Origin of the sequence: Aquabacterium sp. (assembly GCF_029946005.1) — a bacterium.
Taxonomy (GTDB): Bacteria; Pseudomonadota; Gammaproteobacteria; order Burkholderiales; family Burkholderiaceae_C; genus Aquabacterium.
On sequence record NZ_JAQSDR010000002.1, the window covers coordinates 227,795 to 239,962 of the forward strand.

Genomic DNA, 12,168 nt, shown 5'->3' on the forward strand with positions numbered 1-12,168 from the left:
CGCGCTTCACCTCAAAGGAATCTGATGATGCAAGCCCTGTCATTCATTCGCCCTGCGGCCATCGCCGCCGCGCTGGCCTTCAGCAGCCTGCACGCCCAGGCCGCCAACTTCAGCTTCGCGGGCGACATCGCCCACCACACCGACGTGGTGCGGGTGGCCTTCACCCTCGACGCCGACAGCAGCCAAGTCCGCCTGTGGACCGACTCATGGACCCACGGCCTGAACTTTGACCCCACCCTCACCTTGTGGCTCAAGGACGGCAGTGCCTACACCCTGGTGGGCGACAACGACGATGACGACACCATCGACCCAGCCCAAGGCTTTTACGACGCCGGCTTGTCACTGGAGAACCTGACAGCGGGCCAATACCTGGTCACCCTAGGCGCAGCCCCGAACTACGCCAACGGCGCGCAGTTGTCCCAAGGCTTTGCCCTGGACGGCGACACCCCCATCCTGATCTCGCAGTGGAACCAACCCAGCTACAACATCAACGCCAACGATCAGAAAGGCACCTTCTGGCGACTGAACCTGTCGGGCGTGGACTCGGCCGCCACCGTGCCCGAGCCTGCGACCGCCGCCTTGATCCTGGCCGGGCTGAGCTCCATGCTGCTGTCGCGTCGGCGCCCTTGACTGGATGAGCGCGAACGAAGAGAACTACCTCTGGGAGCACTGGAAGTTCAACGCCGACCAACGTTTGAAGGCCTTCAACTTCTTCGTGGTGTTTTCGATCTTTGCCAACGGCGGCGTCTTCACCGCTTTTGACAAAACCACCCACCCGATCGTCCTGATCCTGCTGGGTGGCTTTGTCGTTTTTCTGCCGGTGTACGAAAAACAACTGCGGCCAGAGTCCCGGCTCTTTCACCGCGACGACGTGCAAGCAAGCCGCCTGGTGCGTTTTACCGTGGCCTTCAACGCGCTGTTCACACTGCAATGCTTCTTTGGCCTGTCGGTGGTGGCCTACGGCGCGGCCGTCTGGCGCCATGCTTTCAAGCTGCCATGAGCCGAACGGCTCATGGTCGGTGGCCGGAACGCGGCCCAAACAGCCTTGGCAAATAAATATGACATTTTTATTAAGGTAAATCCCTCATTCGCGGGGTACTGGATGAGCGCATGCTGGGTTTCTCACAAATAGGAGGCCCTATGTTGACCATTGCCCTGATGTCACTCGTCATGATCCCCATTTTTGTGCACCTCACCGCGCGCGGCCTGCACAGCACAGCGGAGCTTTCCATGCAGCGGATTGATCACTGAAAGATGCCAATCTACGGCTCCGCTCCGGCAGCGCCCGTCTGAGCGACTTCATAGCTCAATGTCCGCGCCATGGCCCAGGCTGGTCAGGAGTCAACTGGCCCCCTTGGCGCGGCCATGATGTTTGGCTGAGCCGGATCGGTGCCGTGGTCATGTGGACGGGGCACCGAGGCTTGAGCACATCCCAGACGAACAAAGGGCCGCTTTCAGCGGCCCTTTGTATTAGCTCTGGCATCAACCAGACTTGCCCTCGCGCAACTCACGAATCACACGGCTCCAATACCGCACCGCTTCAATGTGTTGCTGCCTTACCGGCGCGAGGTTGTGCCTGGCAAGCTCACGGCGTTTGTGGCCACGCCGGAGCAGGCACTGAAGGTGGATGCCCACCGTCCCAAACACGGCAGGCGCAGTGGTCGAGCGTTGTTTGTGCAGATTCGAGCGCAAGGCTATGGAGGCGGCTACAGCGCAGTGACGGACTTTGTGCGTGGGTGGCGCGAGCGCGTGGGCACGGCCATCACGAAGGCCTTCGTGCCGCTGAGCTTTGAGTTGGGCGAGGCCTTCCAGTTTGACTGGAGCGAAGAAGGCTTGGTGGTTGGTGGGGTGTAGGCCCACGCGCGGCCCACGGTGCGCCACAGACATGCAAGGAGCATGTCCACGCCACGAGCCGAACGGATGTCCGGCCACAACGGCGGCGCCACGGCCTGCGTTTAGTGTTCCCGCCACACCAATCACCAGGGAGCGGGCCATGTGGATCGCATTGCAAATGCTGTGGTGTTGGCTGATGTCGCACTGCACCAGTGGTTTCCCGCATCGGGCCCCGCTTCTGTGGCGCAAGACAACCACGCCTTCGCCTTGCCGCCAGCAAACCAAGCCCGATTGGCTCAAGCATGAAATCCTTCGCTTGAAGGCGTTGATGCCCAACGCGGGCTGCCGCACCATCGCCACCATCTTCAACCGGCGTCACGCCTGCCATGTGGACTCGGCCCGCCGGGCCACCGTGGGCAAATCGTACGTGGCCGATCTGGTGCGCCGGCATCACTACGAGATCAAGGTAATGCGCCGCCACATCAAGCACCGCGTCCCGGCGCCCATGGCGCGCAACCGCGTTTGGGCATTGGACCTCACCGCAAAAACTGACGCGGCCACGCGCACTCACATGATCCTGGGTTTGATCGACCACGGCTCGCGTGCCTTGATGGCATTGCAGGCCTTGCCCAACAAGGCCTCATGGACGCTGCTGGGGCATTTGTGCCTGGCCATTGGGCGCCATGGCAAACCGTTGGCCATCCGCACCGACAATGAACCTGTGTTCAAGAGCAGGGTGTTCCGCTCGGCACTGGCCTGCATGGGCATTCGCCAGCAGTTCACCGATCCCGGCTGCCCTTGGCAAAACGGCCGCATCGAGCGTTTGTTCCTCACACTCAAGCACAAGCTTGATCAGATTGAAGTCCCCGGCTTGCATGCCTTGAACAAGGTGCTGGGCCAGTTCAGCTTCTTCTACAACTTCGTGCGCCCTCATCAGCATTTGCAGGGGCGAACCCCGGCTGAAGCATGGGCAGGTGTGGACCCATGGGCCGCACCAGTCAAACGCGAAGAATGGTTCCAGGCATGGGACGGGCTGCTTTGTGGGTTCCATCTGCGGCGGTAGCCACCGCCTGGGCGCTTTCCTAAGCTCAATGTCCGCGCCATGGCCCAGTCTGGTCAGGGGCCAACTCGCATGCCAGGAGCCGACGTGATCTCAATGGACCATGGCTCTGAATGATGAATTCACTGAAGTGAAACACTCCGCCAATGAAAGGCCCTGCAAATCCGCTCCCGCCTATCAAAAAAACGGTTTGGCTGAGCCGGATCGGTGCCGTGGACATGTGGACGGGGCACCGTGACGGTGGTGGTACCTCCCGCCACAGTGCTGACCTGGCTGACCACCTGGCGCAAGTCATTGTTGGCATCCCAGTTCAACACTTGCACCGTGTTGCCGGCCACCTTGCTCAGCAGGTTGCCGGCCGCGTCATAGTTCAGCGTGGCTTGCGTCGATTACCGCATCGCCCACCACTACTGTGGCGCAACACAACCACGCCTTCGCCTTGCCGCCAGCAAGCCAAGCCCGATTGGCTCAAGCATGAAATCATTCGCTTGAAGGCGTTGATGCCCAACGCGGGCTGCCGCACCATCGCCACCATCTTCAACCGGCGCCACGCCTGCCATCTGGACACGGCCCGCCGGGCCACCGTGGGCAAATCGTACGTGGCCGATCTGGTGCGCCAACATCACTACGAGATCAAGGTCATGCGTCGCCACATCAAGCACCGCGTCCCGGTGCCCATGGCGCGAAATCGCGTTTGGGCATTGGACCTCACCGCAAAAACTGACGCGGCCAAGCACACTCACATCATCCTGGGTTTGATCGACCACGGCTCGCGTGCTTTGATGGCATTGCAGGCCTTGCCCAACAAGACTTCATGGACGCTGCTGGGGCATGTGTGCCTGGCCATTGGGCGCCATGGCAAACCGTTGGCCATCCGCACCGACAATGAACCTGTGTTCAAGAGCAGGGTGTTCCGCTCGGCACTGGCCTGCATGGGCATTCGCCAGCAGTTCACCGATCCCGGCTGCCCTTGGCAAAACGGCCGCATCGAGCGTTTGTTCCTCACACTCAAGCACAAGCTTGATCAGATTGAAGTCCCCGGCTTGCATGCCTTGAACAAGGTGCTGGGCCAGTTCAGCTTCTTCTACAACTTCGTGCGCCCTCATCAGCATTTGCAGGGGCGAACCCCGGCTGAAGCATGGGCAGGTGTGGACCCATGGGCCGCACCAGTCAAACGCGAAGAATGGTTCCAGGCATGGGACGGGCTGCTTTGTGGGTTCCATCTGCGGCGGTAGCCACCGCCTGGGCGCTTTCCTAAGCTCAATGTCCGCGCCATGGCCCAGTCTGGTCAGGGGCCAACTCGCATGCCAGGAGCCGACGTGATCTCAATGGACCATGGCTCTGAATGATGAATTCACTGAAGTGAAACACTCCGCCAATGAAAGGCCCTGCAAATCCGCTCCCGCCTATCAAAAAATCGGTTTGGCTGAGCCGGATCGGTGCCGTGGACATGTGGACGGGGCACATTGCAAATCCGCTCCCGCCCATCAAAAAAATCGCTTTGACTGAGTCGGATCGGTGCCGTGGACACTTGGACGGGGCACCGCGTCCGACCAGTCTGAACAATGTTGTTGAAGGCGACCATTACCCTGATGGTGACTATTCAGCCACTAGAGCAACGCTCTGCTCGGATTGCATCAAAATGTCCGCAGCCCGCTCCATGTCCAATCTTGTCACCGACTGGACAATCACTAGATTGGGCTCGAAAAACACCCCCCCCCGCTCAAGTTCGCTCGCTATCTCCTGTGCAAGCCGCGCTGAGTCGTAAAAGTTCAATCGATAATGCTTTCCTGAGACGGTCATTCGTGCCTCGGAAAAGCAACCTTTCGACTGAACTTCCCACTCATAGTCCGAGAAGTCCGCGGGCAAAACAAACGAAAAATTCGACATAGCGGTCTTCTCCATCGTCACTTTCGGCAAACAATGCTGCTACACGCATTGATGAATTGCTGCGGCGTCAAGTTGGCGCCGGGCATTGGAGATATTTCAAAGTGGTGTGGGTCGGCGCCACGCTGGATGATTCGCAGCGAATCCGGAACCGAACTTTGATCCACCCGATGTGGCACAAAACCCTTGGAACTAACGCTCGCCGCATTGTCAAAGACGGACACTCCGTGGGAATCTTTAACAAAACCAGTTCTCGAATCAACCTTGAAGTCATTTGGCCTAGGAACAAAACTGGGCAACTCACCAGACTTAGCACCTCGATAGAAATCTGCCCCCTTAGACATCTTAGCAATGTTGCCTGTAGCCCCGATAAAGGGCACCGCAGCCAGCGTTGACAACCCGGCATCCGCCCAATTTCCCCGCCCCAAGGAAATCGCCGCATTCCCCAAGTCGATGAACGGTCCGGCAACCTCCAGTGGCCCCTGCGCAAACATGCCGACATAGTCCAAAGTCTTTTGGGTGTTGTCCAACCAACGGGTGGCGGTTTGGCTGCTCGGCAATGCGCTGTAGGCCTGCTGCCCCCAACTGTTCAATGAACTGCTGGCCGTGTCGTAGTAATTGCTCGCCGCACTCCCAATCCCACTCATCGTGTTGCTGATGCTCTTGGCATACAAGCCACTGGGGTCCGTGAAGTTCACCGGGTTGTTGTCCACATATGCATAGACATTGAGCCCGCCTTCCAGCCCAATCGGATCACGCCCTAGGAAGCGCCCCAGCGTGGGGTCGTAGTACCGCGCCCGGTAGTACATGTACCCCGTGCTCAGGTCTGGCTCACGGCCCGTGTAGCCGTAGGTGGGCATCGCCCCGCCCGTGCCGATCACCTTGCCCCAGGGGTCAAAGCGCTTGTACGCCTGCACGTTGCCCGCCACGTCCGTCAGCAGCGTGGGGCTGCCCAGGCCGTCGGCATGGTAGTACTTGTTGCCCGCGCTGCTTTGGTGGATCAGCGGGTCGTCTTCGGCCGGGCCGTGCGTGTAGGCGGCCACGGGCGTCAGCCACTGCAGCGCGTATTCCTTGTGGATGTCTTGCCCGTTGTACAGGTACTGGCTTTGGTACAGCGTGTTGCCCGTTTGCATCTGCCTGACCGTGCGCCTGCCTTCGTGGTCGTAGTTGTAGATCTCGTTGTAGGCCGTGACGGTGGTGGTACCGCCAGCCACCGTGCTGACTTGGCTGACCACCTGGCGCAGGTCATTGTTGGCATCCCAGTTCAACACTTGCACTGTGTTGCCGGCCGTCTTGCTGGTCAGGTTGCCGGCCGCGTCATAGTTCAGCGTGGCTTGCGTCGATTGCTTGACTCCGGCCAGGTTGTACAGGTCGATCTGGTTGAGCTGGTGCGCCCCCACGTTGGTGGGCACGCCGTTGACGTTGTCGTACACGTAGTTCAGGTAGTTGCCGTCCTTGTCGGTCTGACGTGTGCGGTTGTTCAGGATGTCGTAGCGGTATTGGCCGATCAGGTTGGTGGTGGGCGTCCCGCCCACGCTCTGGCTGTATTGCGCCTTGATCAGGCGGTTCAGCTCGTCGTACTCGTAGCCGTATTTAAGCTCGCTGCCGGCCAGGTTCTCGGCATGCTCTTTGCGGTTGCCCCAGGCGTCGTACAGGTAGCTGTGCTTGGCTTTCTCGGCCCCGGCCACCACGTGGCGGATGCCTTGCAAGCTGCCGTCGTCGTTGTAGGTGTACTCGGCCTTCACACCGTTGGGTGACCACTTCTCGCTCAGTCGCCCGCCCTTGTCGTAAGCAAAGGTCAGGTAGTCGTAGTTGGCCGCCCACAGGCCCGACAAGCGCCCTGCGCGGTCGTACAGGTAGTTGGTCTCTGCGCCTTCGCTGTCGCGCATGGCGTTGAGCTGGCCCGCCGGGCTGTACTCGTAGTACAGCGTCTTGTTGCCTCGGCTGTCGCGCACGCTTTCCAGGCGGCGTTGGCCGTTGTAGGTGAAGTCTTGGGTGTACACCGGGTTGGTGTTGACCACTTTGGTGGGCAGGCCCAGCACGTCGCGGGTGAAGGTCACCGTGCCCACTTCGTTGCTGCGCGTCTTGAGTGTGCCGTCCGTGTTCCAGGTGTTGGTGGTCACCTTGGCACGCGGGTCTGTCACGGTCAGCACATCGCCTGCTGTGCTGTAGGTGTAGGCCCAGGTACGGCCAACGCCGTCTTTGTCCTTGAGCTTGCGGCCAAAGTCGTCGTAGGTATAGCTGGCCTGCAGCGTGACGTTGTCGCTCGCCGCGTTGGTGCCCGTGGCATCTGTGCGCCCGGCGTTCACTTGCGTCAGCCCCCCCAGGTTGTCGTAGGTGTACTTGGTGACTCGGCGGATGTTGCCGTTGACCGGATCGTTGACCAAAGGCCCCACCACACGGGTTGGGCGGCTGAGTTCGTCGTAGGTGCTCAGCGTTTCTCGCGCGGCGCTGCCGTCGGCGGGGATCACCTTGGTGCTCTTGACGTTGCCCACTTCATCGTAGTCATATTCCACGGCGCGTGCATTGGCAAAGCCTGCGGCCTTGGGTTGGATCACCCGCTTGAGGCGGAAGTCTCGGCTGGCATCCCAGTAGCTGTAGTTCACCGTCAGGCCGTTCGGGTCGGTCACGGCCAAAGGGCGGCCATCGATGTCCAAGGTCTTGGCAACACGGTTGCCCTCCTTGTCCTGCGCGGCCACCATGCGGTTCATCTCGTCGTAGGTGTAGCTCAGCGTGCGGCCGTCCGGGTCGGTCTGCGTGGTGAGGTTGCCTGCGGCGTCATACTCGAACGATGCGGTCAGGCCGTTGGCCATGACGCGCACTTTGCGGTCGGCATCGTCGTACTCATTCGCGGTGACCTGCAGTTGGCGCACCGCACCCGCCACCGTGGCCTCCAGTTTCTCCAGCTTGACGTTGCCATTGCCATCGTACTCAATGCGCGAGGTCACGTTGGCGGCATTGGTCACCGACTTGACGCGGCCTTGGTCGTCGTAGGCATAGGTCACGGTTGACCAGCGGCCATCCACGCCAGTCTTGGTTTGCCCAACGGCGTCGGGCACCAGGGTGGCGGTGTCGAACTCGTCGGTGGCAATGGTGCCGTCACCGTTCTTGTCACCTCGGCGGGTGATCTTGTTGCGGTAGGTGTTGGTGGCCTCGTAGCCGTACTCTACCGAGGGGCCAACCTTGGTGGCCATGTCGCGCACCTTCTTGCTGGTCAGCAAGTTGCCGTAGCTGTCGTAGGTGTTGATGGTCCACGCCGCGATCTGGGCCACGGCATCGGTGGCAGACGGGGCGTAGGTCGTCGGGTCAGTCGTGGCGCCAAATCCGCTCTTGAGCTGGATGGTTTCCAGCACGTTGCCGCGCGCGTCGTACTTCAGCAGCGTGTAGAGCCCGCGCACGTCCTTGATCTTGCCTGGTTGGGAAAAAGTGTTGTAGTTGCTGCGCCCTTGAATGCGACCAGAGGCGTAGGTGGTGGTCAGGAGGTTGCCTGTGGCGCTTTCGTACGAATACTTCAAACGCGCACCACGCGGATCCACCGACTCGGCCAGGTTGAAGCGCTGTGCCGTATCAGCACCGCCGTAGGTGAACTCACGGCTGGCCAGGTTTTCTTCCACCGTCTTGAGTGGCATGCCATTCTTGTCAAAGAAGAAACGGCGCTCGTGCCCTCGCTCATTGACCTGCACCGTCTCGCGGCGGAAGTCGTTGTACGAGAAGGACATGGACTCGCCCTTGGAATTCGTGTGGCTCAGCACTCGGCCATTGGGGTAATACACAAAATTCATGTAGTTGCCGCGCGCCAGGGTGTAGCGCTTCATGGCGTGGTCCAGATTGGGGCCATCGGCGGTGGTGTAGTACTCGTAAGCCACCGTGGGTGTGTCGGAGGCCACGTTCAGGCCTGGCTTCCACACCTTGATCAAGTTGCCACTGGCATCGTAAGCAAAGCTGTGTTTGCGAGACAGCGGGTCAGTCACATCCTTGATGCGCGTGGACGTGCCATCGTAAGACAAGGTCAGCGTGCGGCTGCCATCGGTCACGGTTGACAGGCGTTTGCTGCCGTCATAGTTCAAGGTGATGGTGTTGCCATTGCGGTCTTTGATGTTGACCAGATTGGCGCGCTGATCCTTGGTACCCGCCATGGACTCAAAGGTGTAAGACACGCCACCCTTGTCGCTCAGGGTATAGGTGTTGTCGGCGTTTTTCTTGAAGGTGAAGTAGTAGCCATCGGGCGTTTTGAACGTGGATGTGGCGGCCAGGCCAGCGGCGCTGGCGCCCGCCGTGACGGCCATGTACTTCTCGCTGCCGGTACCTTCGGTCCAGGTCACCGAGGAGGTCAAACCATCGGTATCGGGTGCATCCGTGGTTCCGTTGACGTTATCGTCGCGGAAGGTGATGAACTGGTTGAAGCTGTGCGTCCAACCAAAACCCAGGGGGCCATCCGTGCCCTTGCGGCTGTTGTAAGCACGCTGGAAAACCAAACGCTGACCACCACGGACCGTCAAGTCCACATCGGTCTCGTTGTGGTACATGTTGCCAGTGACCATGTTCACTGGGTCACCCGAATACGTGTTGCCCAGCGAACTGCCGTAGTTGATGTAGGAGTTGACAACAGGCGGTGGGGTGTAGGACTGAACAATGCTATTGAACGACACCGGCGCGATGGGCGGGGTGTAGTAGTTGTAGCCTGTATTCAGCAGGGAGCTGTAGTTGTATGAAATGGGGTTGGACAGCGAATAGCCTCCACTGTACCCACCAGATATCGCATACAAGCCGGAACCCTTGGTCGGGTTCTCAGAGATGTAGACCGTGCCCACCCAATTTTCGTAGGTGATCTTGGACTTGGGGATGTACAGGGTGGCGCCCGCATCGACTTCGGCTTTCAGCGGCACCTTCTCTGCAGCGGTATAGGTCAGCTGCGCACTGTCAGTCGCCCAGTTGGCGCTTGTGAGCTTGAGCACGGTGTTACCGGTCTCGTTGGCGAATTGCAAACCACGGAGGGTCGACACGGCGTCAACCTTCGCGTTCTCTTGCCAGATGTACGACTCGAGGGCAGACATGCTGCGACCTGCCAGAAAAAACAAGTCATTGTTCGAAACACCCGTAGTCAGGTTGAAGTAACCGACACGCCCGCCAGGTACATCCACCAAAAAACCTTTGCGGGTGATGGCAAACGGCTGGTCAAAAACATACGATATTTTTGACTTGGACGTGGTCACACCCAGGTGCGTTCCCTCACCGGCCAGATGTCCGGAGTTCTGGCCGATCTTCGCTGCGGTGTCGGACAGATAGCGGCCATATTTCTGCGCCACCACGTTGAGAAACTCACCCTCTATTTCTTCAACGTTGCTGTTAGGTGCCAATGCAGAGGCTTTGATCGCGGCCTGCAATCTGGCAATTCTTTTCTGAAGAAACGCATCTGACGCATGAAAGCCGGATGCCAGCAGTGCATAGATGTTGGGCGCTTCGATGTTTGAAAACGATGCCTTGTTGATGCAGCCTTCGGTCGTTGAAACCGAGTTGACCGTGCACGCCATCACGGGCAAGGAAACGAACATGTCCATCTTGACGTTCTTGGCGCAGAAATCGACGGGGCTGCCAACTGCGCCCGCCGCCAACTCCACCCCGTCCGCCTTGATGGACGGCACCACACGCGTCATGTCCGCCGCCGTGCAACTTGGTTCTGGCGAATCCATGGTGCTGGTGTTGCGCCATGCATCAATTCGGCCCTGGTGCGTGGCATCAATGCCCTTGAACGACACGGTCATCCGCTTGAAGATCGCTTCAACCATGGGCACCGATTTCTCGGCCAGGATTGATGTTCCGGCCGAGTTCTTGATCACCACCTTGAGGACATTGCGCTGCGCGTCCGGCAGCGTGGCCACGTCGGCAGCACCACCTACAAAAGTCACGAATTGGCTGACCTTGTAAGGCAATGATGCTGGCAGCACATCGAAGGTGCTGCCTTGCACGGTGGCCTTGTAGGGCACATCGGCCAGGCTGGCCCCGGGGTTGGAGGTCGTGATCGCGCTCTCGATGTCCTTGAGGTACTTCTCGTGAGGCAGGCTGTCGGGGCCGTTGGTCCGCTTGGCAAGGTAGGCATTCAGATCGAACGCGACATTGTGCTGAATGCCAGGCTGATGAACCTTGTCTTTGTAGCTGGGGTCCAGAGGCAACCAACGGTGTCCGCGGTTTGTGAGCTTGACACCCCGGTAGCTTGCATAGGGCAAACAGGCCTGCACCCAGACGTGCAAAGTTTTGACCCCGATGGCTTGCCCACCAGCGTTCTTGAGCACTTCATTTTGCAAGCCAGCCAGATTGGCGCGAGCCGCCGCCGGATAGTCCTTCACGGACAGCCACCGATTGATTTGCCCATCGGCGCCCATGGGCTGCGGATCGACCACTTCAATTTGCCCGAACACATAGCGGGCCGGGACGTTGGATGCCCGCAACAACGCAATCAGCAAAGACGCATGGTCGTAGTCATTGCCAGCCTTGCTCAGATAAGCGCCATAAGCCCCTTTCAATGAGCCAGAGTAGTTGGACTGATACCTGATGTTCTTGTTAACGTAATCAAAGATCTTGACAGGGTTGTAGTCCAGGCTTTTGGCCAAATCGGCCAGTTCCGGGTACTTGGTGGTGTTGACCTCTTCCTGCGTCTTGGCCAGATCACCGGCGTTGTATGAACAAAAGCTCGCCTCTGAAGGCGTCGGCAACAAGATGGCGGCCCCACCGGCCGCAGCAAGTGCCAAAACAGGGTAGCCATCCTGGCTGTACTGGGCATAGGCAGGCGGCCGATCGGCTTGGACCAACGGTGTGGCCAGAAAAGTTTCTGTGGCACCAGAAATGGTCGGTGTGGCAGGCAGTACCAGCGGGTCCGCCACGCCTTCGCCATTCTTGACCTGGTAGCGCTTTACCAACGCTTGAGCCGCAGATGAAGCCTGAACGAGTTCGGTCAGCTTCTCCGCCTTTGCGCCAGATGAAAGAAATCGATTGAGCTGATCCAATTCACGCAAGGCCAAACTGCTTTTGACCTTGTCATGGAAGCTCTGTTGAACGACCGACCTCAGTGAGGTCAACATCAGCTGCTGGCTCTGCAAGTCCGCCCTGGCCGTTTGCAAGTAGGACCGCAGCTGCTCAGGACTGAGCGTGCTTTTGGGTGGCGTGACATGCCGGTCAAGCACCGAACTCATTTGCCAAAGCAACTGGCTGACCTGGTCGGCCAACACGGCCTTTGGTGAAGCAGGCCGATTGACGACTGCCTCGATCACTTCGGCCGGGATGGGGGCGACGTCTCGGTGCGCTGCCAGAGCCGGCAAGCCATTCATTTGCAGAAGTGCAGAGGCCAAGGCGCTGCCGACGAACCTGGCAAGGTATCGCTGTTGCATGGGGAT

At 59.5% G+C, this 12,168-nt stretch carries 5 protein-coding genes and 1 pseudogene; 5 read left to right on the forward strand and 1 reads right to left on the reverse strand.

Annotated elements, in window-relative coordinates:
* The first annotated feature begins 27 nt into the window (after positions 1-27).
* The 5 genes and pseudogenes from PSV38_RS01370 (at position 28) to PSV38_RS01390 (ending at position 4,128) form a co-directional block, all read left to right on the forward strand.
* Positions 28-630, forward strand: a complete 603-nt coding sequence (locus tag PSV38_RS01370; RefSeq protein WP_300543982.1) for a DVUA0089 family protein — start codon at positions 28-30, stop codon at positions 628-630.
* Positions 631-634: 4 nt separating this feature from the next.
* Positions 635-1,000 (forward strand): hypothetical protein, encoded by a 366-nt coding sequence (locus PSV38_RS01375; RefSeq protein ID WP_300543984.1) that lies wholly within the window; start codon positions 635-637, stop codon positions 998-1,000.
* 557 nt (positions 1,001-1,557) lie between these two features.
* A pseudogene (locus PSV38_RS01380) lies at positions 1,558-1,851 on the forward strand (IS21 family transposase); the annotation flags it as partial.
* A gap of 142 nt (positions 1,852-1,993) precedes the next feature.
* Positions 1,994-2,896: an integrase core domain-containing protein gene (locus tag PSV38_RS01385; protein WP_300543986.1), complete on the forward strand. Its 903-nt coding sequence runs from the start codon at positions 1,994-1,996 to the stop codon at positions 2,894-2,896.
* A 215-nt stretch (positions 2,897-3,111) separates the two neighbouring features.
* Positions 3,112-4,128: an integrase core domain-containing protein gene (locus tag PSV38_RS01390; protein ID WP_300544324.1), complete on the forward strand. Its 1,017-nt coding sequence runs from the start codon at positions 3,112-3,114 to the stop codon at positions 4,126-4,128.
* Between the two features lie 672 nt (positions 4,129-4,800).
* Here the strand turns inward: PSV38_RS01390 and PSV38_RS01395 are convergent.
* Positions 4,801-12,162 carry an RHS repeat-associated core domain-containing protein gene (locus PSV38_RS01395; protein ID WP_300543988.1) on the reverse strand — a complete coding sequence of 2,454 codons (7,362 nt, stop codon included), beginning with the start codon at positions 12,160-12,162 and terminating at the stop codon, positions 4,801-4,803.
* Between the last annotated feature and the right edge of the window lie 6 nt (positions 12,163-12,168).

Bases quoted from the DNA above. Each gene is read 5' to 3' on its own strand.
- PSV38_RS01370 (WP_300543982.1), top strand. From the start codon at position 28: ATGCAAGCCCTGTCATTCATTCGCCCTGCGGCCATCGCCGCCGCGCTG.
- PSV38_RS01375 (WP_300543984.1), top strand. From the start codon at position 635: ATGAGCGCGAACGAAGAGAACTACCTCTGGGAGCACTGGAAGTTCAAC.
- PSV38_RS01385 (WP_300543986.1), top strand. From the start codon at position 1,994: ATGTGGATCGCATTGCAAATGCTGTGGTGTTGGCTGATGTCGCACTGC.
- PSV38_RS01390 (WP_300544324.1), top strand. From the start codon at position 3,112: ATGTGGACGGGGCACCGTGACGGTGGTGGTACCTCCCGCCACAGTGCT.
- PSV38_RS01395 (WP_300543988.1), bottom strand. From the start codon at position 12,162: ATGCAACAGCGATACCTTGCCAGGTTCGTCGGCAGCGCCTTGGCCTCT.